This window comes from Pseudomonas sp. NY15463 (assembly GCF_048068415.1).
Classification (GTDB): domain Bacteria; phylum Pseudomonadota; class Gammaproteobacteria; order Pseudomonadales; family Pseudomonadaceae; genus Aquipseudomonas; species Aquipseudomonas mosselii_C.
Genome location: NZ_JBLUQD010000003.1, coordinates 282,453 through 297,343, shown reverse-complemented (window position 1 = coordinate 297,343; position 14,891 = coordinate 282,453). Strand labels below are relative to the sequence as shown.

Here is a 14,891-nt window from a genome sequence, read left to right as displayed (position 1 = left end):
GACTCTCAGGGCTGTGGCGATTGCGCGGGCTTGAGCACGATAGGCCGGCGCACGCGGACAACGAGCAGTCTTAGAACTATCACACAGCCCCGCGCACCTTGCCGGCGCCCGAGCGGACCATAACGGTCAGAATGGTTCCCGTTCCTGCCAAGGCGCCCCGCGCCGCATTGCGTCGCCCAGGCGCTCCGTATACTCCTCGCCAGGCTGTCGTTTGCAGGGGTGCCATGATGCTCGATGAATGTCTCGTTCTCGTGTCGGTCGATAACGATCCGGCGATCGACGAACACTGGCTGAGCCGCTGCACCACGGTAGCGCTGGGCCAGGAAGGCGAGCTGTGCCACTTCTGCCTGTTCGACACCGAGACCCGCCAGTCCTGGCACGCGATCCGTGCACCGGTCGAGTCGCCGGCCGCCTGCCAACGCCTGGAGCGCGACTACCGACTGGCGCTGGACCCGGCCTGGGCAGTGCTGCCCGCAGCCTACGTGCGCTCGGCCGAAGGGCCATTGCTGGTCTATCCCACCGGGCTGTCGGTAGCCGACCTGATCGACCAGGGTCGGCTTTGTCTGGAGCGCTTCCTACACGTCGCGGTGAACGCTGCCACCACCTTGGCCAAGGCCCACCAGGGCAATGCCGTGCACGGCGCCCTGCGCCCGCGCCAGTTGCTGATCGGCAACGATGGACAAGTGCGCATTGGCGGTTTTCGCGCCGATGCCAGCGACATCCCGAGCACCCAGCCCGACAGCTGGACCTACCTGGCCCCCGAGCAGGTCTGCCCGCACGGCACCCACACCGACCGGCGCAGCGATATCTATGCGTTGGCGGCCATCCTCTACCAGTTGTTGCTCGGCCAACTGCCACTGGCCGGACGCGACATCCAGCACTGGCGCCAGCTGCATGCAGGCGTGCAACCGCGGCCAGCCGGGGAGCTTGACCCGACCCTGCCAAGGGTGATCAGCCAGATCCTCGGCAAGGCCTTGGCCAAGGAGCCCGATGCGCGCTACCAGAGCGCCGAAGCACTGGCCATCGACCTGGCGCATTGCCAACGGCAATGGGCTGCGCATGGCGACATCGCGCCGTTCACCCCAGGTTGCGCCGACCTGGTGCCCGCCGCCGGCGAGCGCCTGTATGGACGCGACGCTGAACAGCAGACCATCGCCCGCCTGCTCGACAGCCTGCGCCGCGACAACACCCCCCAAGGCCTGCTGGTCAACGGCGCCACCGGCATGGGCAAGTCGAGCCTGGTGCACACCTCGCTCAAGGTCCACGCCAACGGTTATTGGGCCAGCGGCAAGTGCAACAGCCTTGAGCAAGCGGTGCCCTATGCCCCCTGGATCGAGATCCTCGGTACGTTGGCCACGCAGTTGCTGGCCAGGAACAGCAGCGACCTGGACGCCACCGCTCGCGATATTCGCCAGCGCCTCCAGGGTCGCGGCCAATTGCTCAGCCAACTGGCGCCCGATCTGCAATTGATCCTCGGCCCCAGTGCCGACTTCTCCATACAAGCGTCGCGCCTGACGCTGGAAAAAGAGCACCGCGCCATCGTCGAGGTGCTCGAAGCCTTCAGCAGCCCCGGCCAACCACTGGCGATCTTCCTCGATGATCTGCAATGGGCCGACGATGCCAGCCGTTACCTGCTGCAAGCGCTGCTGGCAAAGCCGCCGCGAGGTCTGTTGCTGATCCTCGCCAGCCGCAGCGATGGCAGCGCCATGTCACTGATCGACCTGCCTGCCACGCCCACCGCCCTGCGCTGCCAGAGCCTCACCCTACAGCCGCTGCCGGTCGCGGCGATCGTCGAACTGATCGTGACCCGCTATCACGTCAATGCCGCCGAGGCGCTCCCGGTGGCCGAGCGGGTGCACGCCAAGACCGCAGGCAATCCGTTCTTCGTCCGGCAAATTCTGCGGGCGATGGTCGAAGACCGGTTGTTCGTCTTCGATACCCACGCCATGCGCTGGTCCTGGTCGATAGACGCCGTGGCCCACCATCGCTATGCCGACAACGTCGCCGACCTGATGGTGCAGCGCCTGACCCGCCTGCCCTCGGGCCAGCGCGAGTTGCTCAGGCTCGCGGCAGCCGCCGGCGGGCGCTTCGATGTAGCGCTGCTGCGGCGCCTGGCGGGGCAGCCGGACGAGCGCCTCGACGGCCGGCTCAAAGCCTTGCGCGAGGCGGGTTTCCTCGCGTCCACCGCGCATGGCCTGGCTTTCGCCCATGACCGCGTGCAGGAAGCCGCCTATCAACTCACCCCGGAGCACGAACGCAGCGCGCAGCACGCGCGTATCGCCCAAGCCATGTGGCAGGCCTGGGCAGACAGCCCCCGTGAGGGCCTGTTCGAACTGGCCAACCAGCTCCAGCGGGCCGCGACCGATCGCTTCACCGCGCAGCAATGCGCGACCTTCCTTGCGCTGCTGCTGCGCGCCGCCACCCAGGCCCGCGACGCAGCCTCCCACGAGCAGGCCGCCGGCTACCTGCAAGCGGCGCACGCCTTGCAACAGCGTTGCCCGATTGATGCACGGCAGGCGTTCACCCTCGCCTGCATGGCCACCGAATGCGACATGCTGCTGTCACGCACGGGGCGCGCCGAGGCCGGTATCGCCGCGTGCCATCGCCACGCCCGTACAGCACTGGAGCGCGCCACGGCCCACCGCTTGGCCGCACGCCTGAACACCCTGCGCTCGGATTACCCAGCCGCCATTGACGAAGCCATGCGTGGCCTGCAACTGCTGGGAATCGAGCTGAACCACGGCGACGAGCCACAGCCCGTCGAGCGCCAGTACGCCACTGTCCGTAGACTGATCGAGCAACGCGGTCGCCACTGCCTGGAGGCTTTGCCACGCGCCACGTCCGAGCCTGTCGAGGTGGCCATTGCACTGCTCGCGACGCTGTCCTCGTCATTCTTCGTGCGCGACGAAATCCGCTTCCTGCACTTGTCGCGCATCCTGGAACTGAGCCTGGCCCACGGCGTGGCCCCCGGCAGCACCTACGGCCTGGCCTGGTTCGGGGTGATGTGCGCCGAGCGCTTCGCCGCCTACCACGACGGCCACGCTTACTGCCTGGCGGCGCTCAAGCTGATCGAGCGGCACGGATTCGAATGCGACCTGACCAGCACCTTGCTGGCCCTGGATCAGGTCAGCGCCTGGACCTCACCCATGGAGTTCGCTCGCCGTACCGCGCTGGAGGCAATCGACTCGGCCAACCTTTCCGGTGACTTGGCCATGGCCTGCTACGCCTGCTGCCACGCCGTCTCGGACGCGCTGGTGATGGGCAAGCACCTGGATGCGGTGAACCAGGAAGTCGAGCGCGGCCTGGCCACCGTGCGCCGCTATGGCTACCGCGATGTCGAATTCATTCTGCTCGCCCAACAAGCCTTCGTCGCCGACCTGTGCGGCGCTCCCGCTACGCACGATGAGCGCAACGCCGTGAGGCTGCACGACACACCGAGCGCCTGCATCAGTTCCAGCACCACGCGTTTCTTCCAGAGCCTGTTCGCCGGCATGGCGGCGTTCTACCTGGGCGATATCGGCCAGGCCACGGCGCACTTGGAGCAGGCCGATGGCCACGTCTGGGCGGTGCCGGCGCACATCAACCTGGCCGATTTCCACCTGTTCCAGGCACTGACCCTGGGCAGCCCGCAAGCACCGGGTACGCTTGAAGCGAAGCTCGAACGCCTGGCCCGGTTACGCCTGGTGTTCAGCCAGTGGACGCAGTTCAATCCGGTCACGTTCCGCAACAAGGTGCTGCTGATCGAAGGGTTGATCGCCCGCCTTCAGGGTGATGGGCTGTCGGCCATTCGCTGCTTCGACCAGGCGCAGATCGCCGCCACCGCTGCCGGCTTTATCCACGAGCAGGCCATCGCCCACGAGCAACTGGCCGAGGTGTGCATCCCCAGTGGGCTGATCTCGGGCGCCAACCTGCACCTGCGCATCGCCCGCGATTGCTTTCATCTGTGGGGCGCCACGGGCAAGGTGCGCCAGCTTGAGACGCTGCACCCGTTCCTGCGCACCCAGCCAATTCAAGAAACCTTCTGCACGACCTCACAAGCCAACCTGGACCTGGAAGCCGGTATCGAGGCTGCGCGCGCCTTGTCCGAAGAAACCTTGCTCGAAGGCCTGATCGAAACCCTGATGGGTCAGCTCACCCAGCATGCCGGTGCCGACCATGGCGCGCTGTTGATCGTCAGTGGTGCGGAGTACCAGATGGCCGCGCTGGCCGACATCGACGACGCCGGGCTGCGGGTGAGCATGGAGCAGTGCCAGAAGTTCATGACTCAGGCGCCGCGCTCGATCATCAACGCGACCCTGCGCACCAAGAAAACCCTGCTGCTGCACGACGCCCAAGTGGACTGCCCCGAAGCGTTCCGCCAGGACCTGCACGCGCGTGGTGCACGCTCGGTGCTGTGCCTGCCATTGGTGATCCAGGGGGTGCTGATCGGTCTGGTGTATCTGGAAAACTGCCTGGTGCCCAACCTGTTCGGCGGCCAGCGCCTGGCCATGCTGGAAATCCTCGCAGCGCAAGCGGCGGTGTCGCTGCAGACCGCCAAGTTCTATACCCGCCTGGCCGAAGAGCACCAGACCCGCGCTCAAATGGAAGCCGAGCTGCGGCGCTCGCGGGCAGAGCTGGCGCGCAGTGCGCATTTGCAAGTGATGAACGAACTGTCGGCGTCCATCGCCCACGAGATCAGCCAGCCACTGCTGGGCATCGCCTCCAACGCAGCGGCTAGCCTGCGCTGGCTGCGCCGCGATACGCCGGATCTCGACGAAGCCATGGCGGGTCTGGAAGACATCCGCGCCGACAGCGAGCGCGCAGCCAATATCGTTCGCGCCCTGCGCTCGCTGGCCAAGCAGACGCCGATGCAGTTCAAGACGCTGAAGCTCGACGACTTGATCTTGCAAGTGATCCGCCTGGCCTCGGCCGATGCTCTCAAGAGTGCGGTGAAAATCCAGGCGCAGCTGGATGCCGGGGTGACGGTGCTGGCAGACCCTGTGCAAATCCAGCAACTGGTGTTCAACCTGCTCACCAACGCGCTGGAGGCGCTGGCCGGGTATCGCGGTGATGGCGTGGTGCGCATCAGCTCATGCCGCTGTGGCGACGAGGTGCAGGTGCAAGTGGACGACAACGGCCCCGGCATTGATGCTCAAGACCGCGAACAGGTGTTCGAGGTGTTCCACACCACCAAGCCCGGTGGACTGGGCATGGGGCTGGCAATCTGCATGTCGGTGGTGCAGGCCCACGGCGGGCGCTTGCAGGCGTTGGACTCGGAGCTGGGCGGGTGCTGCATTCGCTTCAGCGTGCCGGTGGCGGGCACACAAGCCGGCTGATGTGTAGGTACTTGTAACAAGGGCCTTGCCGGGGTGCAGGGCCGGTCGGAAAGGGTCGCGTAGCGCGCCCCGGGATTTATGCATGATGCAAAATCGCCGAGGCTGCTACGCAGCCTTTTCGCGGCACAAGGCCGCTCCAGATCAGCGCGCCGTCAACGCCGCATAACTGTTCATCAAGTTGCGGTAATTGGGGATGCGCTGGGACAGCAGGTTGCCCAGGCCTTCGATGTCGTTGCGCCAGTCGCGATGCAACTCACACGCCACCGAGAACCAGTTCATCATCTGCGCCCCGGCTTGAGTCATGCGCGCCCACGCGGCCTGCTGCACGGTCTCGTTGAAGGTGCCCGAGGCGTCGGTGACGACGAACACGTCGAAGCCCTCGGCCAGCGCCGACAGGGTCGGGAACGCCACGCACACATCAGTCACCACGCCGGCAATGATCAGTTGCTTGCGCCCAGTGGCCTTGATCGCCTTGACGAAATCTTCGTTGTCCCAAGCGTTGATCTGGCCAGGGCGGGCGATGTACGGCGCGTCCGGGAACATCTCCTTGAGTTCCGGCACCAGCGGGCCATTGGGGCCTTGCTCGAAGCTGGTGGTGAGGATGGTCGGCAGGCCGAAGAACTTGGCCAGGTCACCCAAAGCCAGCACGTTGTTCTTGAACTCGTTGGGCGAGAAATCCTGCACCAGCGAGATCAGGCCGGTCTGGTGATCGACCAGCAGCACGACGGCATCATCTTTGTTCAGGCGCTTGTAGTCAGGTTGGCTCACGACGGTGACTCCTTGGGTGGGATGAAGGTGGCATTGGTCCTAGGGCCTATACCTTTGGGTAACACGGCATTAAAGGTGACCCGCCGCCTGACGCCAGGCCTTGGGAGGCTGACCGACCAAACGGCTGAAGGCGCGCGTGAAATGCGCTTGGTCACAGAAGCCGCACTCCAGGCTGACATGGGTGATCGGCACTTCGGTGGCCAGCAGACGTTTGGCCTTTTCCATGCGTGCTCGCAGGCGCCAGGCTTGCGGCGACAGTCCGGTAGCCACCTTGAAGGCGCGCGAGAAGTGACTGCGCGTGAGATGGCAGACGCTGGCGATCTGGATGATCGACAGTGGGCTGTGGAGCATGAGTTCCTTGGCCTGGCGCAAGCGCTGCGGGGTCAGCGCGCCGGGCTGGGTGTGCCGGGCTTCTGGGGCGGACTCAAGGGCCATGTCGACTCTCCTGTTTCGATGCAGGAAGTCTGGCGCGCGGCCGATGACAAAGTCCTGAGCCGAACCTTAAAAGTTCTTAAGCGTGACAGCCCGTCACCACGCAGGTCGCGTCTGGCCCATGACGCTCTCGGGCGCGCTGGCCCTACACGCCCTAGCGATCCTTTAAAATGCTCGTATGTTTGATTTCAGGCTATCTGCACAGGTAGTCGCAAAGGTGAGTCACGATGCTGAAAACAGTGGTGATAGTGCTGTTCAACGATGTTCTGATGCTGGATGTCAGCGGCCCTATGGACGTCTTTTCCATCGCCAACCGGTTCCTCCCGGCAGACCAGCACTACCACCTGCTCACCCTTGCCGAAGACAACGCCCCGCTGCGTAGCTCCTGCGGCCTGAAGGTACTGGCCGACGCACGCCTGGAGGCGTTGCCGATGAACGTCGACCTGCTGCTGGTGCCTGGCGGCCCAGGCGCCTACGACCATCCGACACCGGCGCTAGAGCGTTGGCTGGCGCAGGCAGCGCGCAGCGCTAAGCGTTTCGGTGCGATCTGTACCGGTATTTTCCTGCTGGGGCGCGCTGGATTACTCAGCGGCTATCGCTGCACCACCCACTGGAACTACATCGAGCGCCTGGCGCGGCAGTTTCCCGAAGCACGAGTGGAAACCGAACAGATCTACGTGACCGACCGTAACTTGATCACCTCCGGCGGCATCACCGCCGGTATCGACCTGGCCCTGGCCGTGGTGGCCGAGGATCATGGCCGGGACTTGGCGCTGGAAGTGGCCAAGGTGCTGCTGGTGGCGCGACACCGCCAAGGCGGTCAGTTGCCCTACGGTCCATTGCTGGCAGCGGTGCCGCGTGACGGCGGCCCAATCGCCCGGGTCCAGGCGTATATCGTCGACCATATCGACGAAGCCTTCACCGTGCAGAAAATGGCCGAGTTGGCGGCCATGAGCGCGCGTAACTTCGCCCGCGCGTTCCAGCGCGACGTGGGGATCACGCCACTGCAATACTTGCAGAACGCGCGCATCGACCATGCGCGCAAGTTGCTCGAGGGCTCGGATTTGCCACTCAAGGTGGTGGCCGCGCGCAGTGGGTTCGGCAGCGACCGGCACATGCGCAAGGTGTTCGGCGAGCGGATCGGCATGACGCCGAGCCAGTACCGCGCGCAGTTTGGCGGGTGACGCAACAGCCGGACCACACGCGACACAGGTAGGAGCGGCCTTGCCGGTCCGGCGTCCCGGCAAGGCCGCTCCTACATAGGCGTGCGTGCGGTTCATATTGTCCCCTTCAAGGAGACAATATGTCTCCATAGAATCGGATTGTCTCCACACAGCCCATTCCGCAAAATGCTCGACTCAACGCTATAACCGCTGCCCCGGCAGTTAACGGAGCCAGAACCCATGCCACACGAAGGCAGCCTGCTGCAAACCGCGGTGATCTTCCTGTTCGCCGCCGTCATCGCCGTCCCCCTCGCCAAACGCCTGAAGCTAGGCGCCGTGATCGGCTACCTGCTCGCGGGCGTGGCCATCGGCCCGCAAGCACTGGGCCTGATCCGCGACACCGAGAGCGTCGCGCACATTTCCGAATTGGGCGTGGTCCTGCTGCTGTTCATCATCGGCCTGGAACTGTCGCCACGACGCCTGTGGCTGATGCGCAAATCGGTGTTCGGTGTTGGCACCGCACAGGTGCTGCTGACCGGCGCGGTGATTGGCGCCATCGCCCTGTTCGGCTTCAGCCAGACACTGCCAGCGGCCATCGTGCTTGGCCTGGGCCTGGCGCTGTCGTCCACCGCCTTGGGTCTGCAAAGCCTGGCCGAGAGCAAGCAGCTCAACACCCCGCATGGCCGCCTGGCCTTCGCCATCCTGCTGTTCCAGGACATCGCCGCCATCCCGCTGATCGCCCTGGTGCCGTTACTGGCCGCAAACGGCCCCGACACCAGCCACGGCGACAGCCTGGAGCATGGCCTGAAGGTATTCGCCAGTATCGCCGTGGTGATTGTCGGCGGGCGCTATCTGCTGCGCCCGCTGTTTCGCACCGTGGCCCGCACGGGCCTGCCGGAGGTGTCCACCGCCACCGCGCTGTTGGTAGTGATCGGCACCGCCTGGCTGATGGAAGAGGCCGGTATCTCGATGGCCCTGGGGGCCTTCCTGGCCGGCCTGCTGCTGGCCGATTCGGAATACCGGCATGAACTGGAATCACAGATCGAGCCGTTCAAGGGCCTACTGCTGGGGCTGTTCTTCATCAGTGTCGGCATGGGCGCCAACCTGCGCCTGCTGCTGGAAATGCCGCTGGTGCTACTGAGCCTGACCCTGCTGCTGATCACCGTGAAACTGGCGCTGCTGATCGGCGTCGGGCGCCTGGCCGGTGGCCTGAACAAGGCCAGCGCGTTGCGCCTGGGCATGGTGCTGGCAGCCGGTGGCGAGTTCGCCTTCGTGGTGTTCAAGCTAGGCAAGGATCAAGGCCTGTTCGACACCCAGACCTACGACCTGCTGATGATGACCATCACCCTGTCGATGGCCGTCACCCCCCTGCTGATGCTCGGCTGCGCCCGCGCCCTCAAGCGCCCGCAACCGACGCGCGAAGTGCCCGAGCAGTACAAGGCCATCGACGCCGGCACCCCGCGCGCGGTGATCGTCGGCATGGGGCGCATGGGGCAGATCGTGGCGCGTATCCTGCGGGCACAGAAGATCCCCTTCATCGCCCTGGAAACCTCGGTGGATACCATCGAGATGACCCGCATGTTCGAGCAGGTGCCGGTGTTCTACGGCGACCCGTCGCGCCCCGAGGTGCTGCATGCGGCCAAGGTCGGCGAGGCCGAATATTTCATCATTACCGTCGACGACCCCGAGGTCGCCACCCACACCGCCGAACGGGTCAAGCGCCTTTACCCGCACCTGAAGGTCATCGCCCGGGCGCGTAACCGCCAACATGTGCACAAACTGCTGGACGTCGGTGCCGAGCCAATCCGCGAGACGTTTTATTCGAGCCTGGAAATGAGCCGCCGCGCACTGGTGGGGCTGGGCTTGAGCGAGGCCCAGGCGGCCGATCGCATCGAGCGCTTTACCGAGCACGACGAGCAGGTGCTCGAAGCCCAGGGGCAGGTGCGTGATGATCGCGCGAAGGTGATGCAGACCGCCAAGGAGGCGCGGGTGGAGTTGGAGCGGTTGTTTGAGTCGGATGCAGACTGACGCTCAGGCGAAGGCAAGCCGAGCGATGGGCGGATGCTCACGGTGCGCGGCTTGCCAAAGGTCGTAGGCGGCTTGTTCGGCTAGGTACTGGCGAGCACTGCCCAGACCTGCCAGTTCCAGGCGATAGGCCAGGTCGGCGGAAATCGCCGCACGGCCGTTGAGCACGGTGGATAACTGGCCACGAGAATAGCCGAGATGACGGGCGGGGGAGGAGACGTTCATGCCGATTGCGGGCAGGACGTCTTCGCGCAGGGCTTCGCCTGGGTGGGGCGGGTTGTGCATGGGTAATTTCCTGGTAGTGCTCCAGTGCGACGCCAGGTTCGACATCGTTGCCGAAATCAAAATATGGGAGCTGCTGTGCGGCCCCAAATTGCCATATGCACCCTCATGGCAACCTGTTCCCACTTTACCTCCACCAGTAGCCGAAGCGCTTCTGACAATCTCGCTGGAAGGTGCCCCAAAACGCAGTCGAAAGTTCCTACCTCAGTGTCGTCCTACGCACTCATCAGACCTTTCTCACTGGGCATCCTACAGCCTGGGAAATACCCTACGAATCCTGTCGACTCCAGTCTGATTGTCCGGGGAAACCATGCCCTCTAGGCTCTTGCGGTCGCTGTCGGTTCAGCGATCGGACGTGGAAATCCGGCTGTTGGAATATCGGAAGTTCTGTCGTGACGGCAGCTGTACGCGGGAGGCCATATGGCCTGCCGGGGTTTCCGATGACCTGGGTTTCCACCCCGCGTACAGCCGCCACCCTTCGCGTGGAAACGAACGGTGCCGGCCAATATCTCTATCGGAGCTTGGCCATGAAAAAGATCGTCCCCGCCCCACCCGTCCCCGACACCACCCACCGCCCCTTTGGCAAATGCGACGCCGGCCACCCGCCGCTGTTCTCGGTGAACCCGAACATCAACGCACACGATACCCTTACGCATGCCGCCGAATACCTGCGCAGTGCCTAAGACGTGGGCTACAAAGCATTGGAGCATATGGACGACGTGGGCAAGAGCTTGCAGTGGGCCAATCTACAGGGCATCGAACTGGCCGAAGGGCTGGTCGAGGCGATGCTCGATGGGATTGAAGAGGGTGCTTGTAAGAGCGGACTAGTCCCGAGATAAACATTCCAGACAAAGCAAAAAAGCCGGCACCCTTTGGGGGAGCCGGCCTTCGCAATTTTCAGTGGACGATTACTTGCCAGCCGTCAGCGCGTTATAACTGGTCATCAGGTTGCGGTAGTCGGGGATGTGGTTGGAGCACAGCGCCGCCAGGCCTTCGATGTCGTTGCGCCAGTCGCGGTGCAGCTCGCAGGCCACGCCGAACCAGGTCATCAGTTGCGCACCGGCCTGGCTCATGCGGTCGTGGGCGGCGTCGCGGGTCATTTCGTTGAAGGTGCCGGAGGCGTCGGTCACCACGAACACGTCGAACTCTTCTTCCAGGGCCGACAGCGCCGGGAAGGCTACGCACACTTCAGTCACCACGCCGGCAATGATCAGTTGCTTCTTGCCGGTGGCCTTGACTGCCTTGACGAAGTCTTCGTTGTCCCAGGCGTTGATCTGGCCTGGGCGGGCGATGTACGGGGCGTCCGGGAACAGCGCCTTCAGCTCTGGCACCAGCGGGCCGTTCGGGCCTTGCTCGAAGCTGGTGGTGAGGATGGTCGGCAGGTTGAAGAACTTGGCCAGGTCAGCCAGGGCCAGCACGTTGTTCTTGAAGCGATCCGGCTCGATGTCGCGCACCAGGGACAGCAGGCCTGCCTGGTGGTCGACCAGCAGAACGGCGGCGTCGTCTTTGTTCAGGCGGTTGTATTTGAATTGGGTCATGGTCGTAGCTCCTAAAGGGTTTGAAGTTCTTTGCTGTGAGTTCGGTGTTTCGCGTTGATGAGCAAAGATTAGATTCATCACCTTTGAAGCGGTAGACTGCGAAAATTGGCTTTAGCGTTCCATTTTATGAACGATGGGTCGATGATGGCTTCTTCGCGGGCAAGCCCGCGCCCACCGGGATCGCGACACGCTTGAAGCTGCGCACTATCAGGATCTGGAGAACCCCTTGGAAGACCTCAACTCCCTCTACTACTTCACCCAGGTGGTGGAGCACGGCGGCTTCGCACCGGCTGGCCGCGCGCTGGACATGCCCAAGTCCAAGCTCAGCCGGCGCATCGCTGACCTTGAGGAACGCCTGGGTGTGCGCCTGCTACACCGCACCAGCCGCCACTGCTCGCTGACCGAAATCGGCCAGGCTTATTACAACCGCTGCCTGGCCATGCGCGTGGAGGCCGAGGGCGCCGCCGAGATCATCGAGCGCAATCGCAGCGAGCCGCGAGGGCTGGTGCGCATCAGTTGCCCGACGACCCTGCTCAACTCCTGGGTCGGGCCGATGCTCACCCGCTACATGCTCAAGTACCCGCAGGTGGAGTTGTTCATCGAGAGCACCAACCGCCGCGTCGACCTGCTGCACGAGGGTTTCGACGTGGCGCTGCGGGTGCGCTTCCCACCACTGGAGAACACCGACATGGTGATGAAGGTGCTGAGTAACAGCACCCAATGCCTGGTCGGCCACCCCTCCTACCTTGAACAGTTGCCCAAAGGCTTCGACCCGCATGTGCTGAGCAGCCTGCCCAGCCTGCATTGGGGCAGCGCCCAGCGCGAGTACCAGTGGGAGCTGTTCCAGGGCGAGGACACCAGCCGCAGCATCGTGATTCGGCACACCCCGCGCATGGTCACCGACGACCTGTTCGCCCTGCGCCACTTCGTGCTGGCCGGGGTGGGCATCGCGCACCTGCCGCGTGTGGCGGTGCGCGAGGATTTGGCTGCCGGCCGGCTGGTCGAGCTGATCCCGGACTGGCACCCGCGCTGCGGCATCGTGCATGCGATCTTCCCGTCGCGCCGCGGCCTGTTGCCATCGGTGCGAGCGCTGATCGATCACCTGGCCGAGGAGTTCGCCAGTAGCGACATGGCCTGAAAAATCTAGCGTGGGGAAGCGTACTCCGCCGAGCGTGAGGTCCGTTTCTGCGTGTTTTGTCGGGCACTTCCCAAATGACCCGTTAGACGCAGAAAAAAGGCCGGTTCCCGCCAAGGGAACCGGCCTTCGATGTTTCTAACAGACGTTTACTTACCAGCGGTCAGCGCGCTACAGCGGGTTGATGAGGCCGTGCAGATCGACAACACGGAGCGACCTCACATGACGCTGAAAAACACAACGTCTTAGAACGCAAAGCACGAGCAACCCAGCGCCCCCCAGAAGCCCTGGAAGTCGCTGACCGGCACCTTGGAATGACGCGCCTTCTCGTGGCTGTGCGCATGCACGCCGCACGGCCCCGAGCATTGGTGCACCGCCGCCGCCAGCGACGGGGTGCCCACGCGCCAGTGCCCCGGCACCTTGGCCACCGGCGACCACTCCGGCAGCACCGGCACCTGCGGTGGGCCCAGGCGTTCGAACTCGCCCGCCGCGTACACCACCTTGCCGTCGACGATGGTCAGCACCGACTCGATGCCCTTGATCGCCTCCTGCTCGACGCTGAAGAAGTCCAGCGACAGCGCCGCCAGGTCCGCCAGTTGGCCCACCTTGATCTGGCCCTTCTTGCCCTGTTCGCTGGAGAACCAGGCACTGCCCTGGGTGAACAGCTGCAACGCGGTGTCGCGGTCCAGGCCTTCCGGGTACAGCTCCATGCCGCCGACGGTCTTGCCGCTGACCAGCCAGTACAGCGAGGTCCAAGGGTTGTAGCTGGACACCCGTGTGGCGTCGGTGCCAGCCCCGACCGGCACGCCCATTTCGAGCATGCGCTTGATCGGCGGGGTCTGCTCGGCGGCCTTGGCGCCGTAGCGGTCGACGAAATACTCACCCTGGAAGGCCATGCGGTCCTGAATCGCGATCCCGCCGCCCAGCGCACGCACACGCTCGATGTTCTGCGGGGTGATGGTTTCTGCGTGATCGAAGAACCACGGCAGGCCGTTGAACGGTATGTCACGGTTGACCTTCTCGAACACGTCGAGCATGCGCGTGATCGATTCGTTGTAGGTGGCGTGCAGGCGGAACGGCCAGCGCTGCTCGACCAGATGGCGCACCACCGGCTCCAGCTCTTCTTCCATGGTTTGCGGCAAGTCCGGGCGCGGTTCGAGGAAGTCCTCGAAGTCGGCGGCGGAGAACACCAGCATCTCGCCAGCGCCGTTGTGGCGCAGGAAGTCGGTGCCGCTGTGCAGCTTCACGCTGGAGGTCCACTTGCGGAAGTCGTCCAGCTCTTCCTTGGGCTTCTGGGTGAACAGGTTATAGGCGATGCGCACGGTTAGCTGGTTGTTGTCGGCCAGTTCCTGAATCACCGAGTAGTCGTCGGGGAAGTTCTGGTAGCCGCCGCCAGCATCGATGGCGCTGGTCAGGCCCAGGCGGTTGAGTTCACGCATGAACTGACGGGTGGAGTTGACCTGGTACTCCAGCGGCAGCTTCGGCCCCTTGGCCAGCGTGGCGTAAAGGATCATGGCATTGGGGCGGGCGATCAACATGCCGGTGGGATTGCCGAACTTGTCGCGCTGGATCTCGCCACCGGGCGGGTTGGGCGTGTCCTTGGTGTAGCCCACGGCGGCCAGGGCGGCGCGGTTGAGCAGCGCGCGGTCGTACAGGTGGAGCAGGAACACCGGGGTGTCTGGCGCGGCCTGGTTGATCTCTTCAAGGGTTGGCATGCGCTTTTCGGCAAACTGGAATTCGTTCCAGCCACCGACCACGCGCACCCACTGCGGCGTCGGGGTGCGCGCGGCCTGGTCCTTGAGCATGCGCAGGGCGTCGGCCACCGAGGGCACGCCTTCCCAACGCAGTTCGAGGTTGTAGTTCAGGCCGCCACGGATCAGGTGCAGGTGCGAGTCGTTCAGGCCTGGGATTACCGTGCGCTGCTTGAGGTCGATGATCTGAGTGGAGGCGCTCTTGTGGGCCATGGCTTCGGCATCGCTGCCCACCGCGAGGAAACGGCCGTCCTTGATGGCAACAGCAGTGGCAGTGGGTTTTTCGCGGTCAACGGTGTGCAGCTTGCCGTTGAACAGAATCAGGTCGGCGGTCATGGAGCCTCCTTGGGTGGCTGCGTGGGCGGAACCGGCGGCGCCGGTGAAGGGCAGTGCGGACCAGAGCGCCCCAGCGGCGCCGAGCACGGTGCTGGTGGCGAGAAACTGGCGACGGCTCTTGTCGTTCGGATCCTGGGACATGCTGT

9 protein-coding genes and 1 pseudogene are annotated in these 14,891 nt (G+C 64.5%); 5 read left to right on the top strand and 5 right to left on the bottom strand.

The genetic code is table 11. The annotated features are described in order from the left end of the window. Window positions 1–227 precede the first annotated feature (227 nt). Window positions 228–5,315 carry an AAA family ATPase gene (locus ACNFIC_RS09200; protein ID WP_416780850.1) on the top strand — a complete coding sequence of 1,696 codons (5,088 nt, stop codon included), beginning with the start codon at window positions 228–230 and terminating at the stop codon, window positions 5,313–5,315. 141 nt (window positions 5,316–5,456) lie between these two features. Here the strand turns inward: ACNFIC_RS09200 and ycaC (ACNFIC_RS09195) are convergent, their stop codons facing one another. Both ycaC (ACNFIC_RS09195) and ACNFIC_RS09190 read right to left on the bottom strand, forming a co-directional pair. After that, entirely contained in the window at window positions 5,457–6,083 is a 627-nt protein-coding gene (gene ycaC / locus ACNFIC_RS09195) for an isochorismate family cysteine hydrolase YcaC (protein ID WP_138220643.1), read from the bottom strand. A 69-nt stretch (window positions 6,084–6,152) separates the two neighbouring features. Continuing rightward, complete coding sequence (locus ACNFIC_RS09190) at window positions 6,153–6,518, bottom strand: helix-turn-helix transcriptional regulator (RefSeq protein WP_138220644.1); 366 nt, start codon at window positions 6,516–6,518, stop codon at window positions 6,153–6,155. A 224-nt stretch (window positions 6,519–6,742) separates the two neighbouring features. Between ACNFIC_RS09190 and ACNFIC_RS09185 the strand changes: the two genes are divergently transcribed. Both ACNFIC_RS09185 and ACNFIC_RS09180 read left to right on the top strand, forming a co-directional pair. Then, window positions 6,743–7,699: a GlxA family transcriptional regulator gene (locus ACNFIC_RS09185; RefSeq protein ID WP_416780849.1), complete on the top strand. Its 957-nt coding sequence runs from the start codon at window positions 6,743–6,745 to the stop codon at window positions 7,697–7,699. 219 nt (window positions 7,700–7,918) lie between these two features. Further along, complete coding sequence (locus ACNFIC_RS09180; RefSeq protein ID WP_416780848.1) at window positions 7,919–9,706, top strand: monovalent cation:proton antiporter-2 (CPA2) family protein; 1,788 nt, start codon at window positions 7,919–7,921, stop codon at window positions 9,704–9,706. A gap of 3 nt (window positions 9,707–9,709) precedes the next feature. Here ACNFIC_RS09180 and ACNFIC_RS09175 read toward each other — a convergent pair whose 3' ends face one another. Continuing rightward, the gene (locus ACNFIC_RS09175; protein ID WP_416780847.1) at window positions 9,710–9,988 is read right to left on the bottom strand and encodes a HigA family addiction module antitoxin; all 279 of its coding nucleotides are present in this window, start codon (window positions 9,986–9,988) and stop codon (window positions 9,710–9,712) included. 524 nt (window positions 9,989–10,512) lie between these two features. Here ACNFIC_RS09175 and ACNFIC_RS09170 point away from each other — a divergent pair. After that, window positions 10,513–10,824, top strand: a pseudogene (locus ACNFIC_RS09170) (DUF6124 family protein). Between the two features lie 69 nt (window positions 10,825–10,893). Here ACNFIC_RS09170 and ycaC (ACNFIC_RS09165) read toward each other — a convergent pair. Continuing rightward, window positions 10,894–11,523: an isochorismate family cysteine hydrolase YcaC gene (gene ycaC, locus ACNFIC_RS09165; protein WP_416780846.1), complete on the bottom strand. Its 630-nt coding sequence runs from the start codon at window positions 11,521–11,523 to the stop codon at window positions 10,894–10,896. Window positions 11,524–11,749: 226 nt separating this feature from the next. Between ycaC (ACNFIC_RS09165) and ACNFIC_RS09160 the strand changes: the two genes are divergently transcribed. Further along, a complete protein-coding gene (locus ACNFIC_RS09160) occupies window positions 11,750–12,661 on the top strand; it encodes a LysR substrate-binding domain-containing protein (protein ID WP_138221874.1) in 912 nt (303 codons plus the stop codon). 242 nt (window positions 12,662–12,903) lie between these two features. On the opposite strand, the gene ACNFIC_RS09155 is transcribed toward ACNFIC_RS09160, so the two are convergent. Beyond that, window positions 12,904–14,745 (bottom strand): amidohydrolase, encoded by a 1,842-nt coding sequence (locus ACNFIC_RS09155; protein ID WP_171031020.1) that lies wholly within the window; start codon window positions 14,743–14,745, stop codon window positions 12,904–12,906. Window positions 14,746–14,891 lie beyond the last annotated feature (146 nt).

What these genes read in the sequence shown, in the direction of transcription:
- ycaC (WP_416780846.1), bottom strand. Translation starts at nt 11,523, where the DNA reads ATGACCCAATTCAAATACAACCGCCTGAACAAAGACGACGCCGCCGTT.
- ACNFIC_RS09200 (WP_416780850.1), top strand. Translation starts at nt 228, where the DNA reads ATGCTCGATGAATGTCTCGTTCTCGTGTCGGTCGATAACGATCCGGCG.
- ACNFIC_RS09185 (WP_416780849.1), top strand. Translation starts at nt 6,743, where the DNA reads ATGCTGAAAACAGTGGTGATAGTGCTGTTCAACGATGTTCTGATGCTG.
- ACNFIC_RS09175 (WP_416780847.1), bottom strand. Translation starts at nt 9,988, where the DNA reads ATGCACAACCCGCCCCACCCAGGCGAAGCCCTGCGCGAAGACGTCCTG.
- ACNFIC_RS09190 (WP_138220644.1), bottom strand. Translation starts at nt 6,518, where the DNA reads ATGGCCCTTGAGTCCGCCCCAGAAGCCCGGCACACCCAGCCCGGCGCG.
- ACNFIC_RS09180 (WP_416780848.1), top strand. Translation starts at nt 7,919, where the DNA reads ATGCCACACGAAGGCAGCCTGCTGCAAACCGCGGTGATCTTCCTGTTC.
- ACNFIC_RS09155 (WP_171031020.1), bottom strand. Translation starts at nt 14,745, where the DNA reads ATGACCGCCGACCTGATTCTGTTCAACGGCAAGCTGCACACCGTTGAC.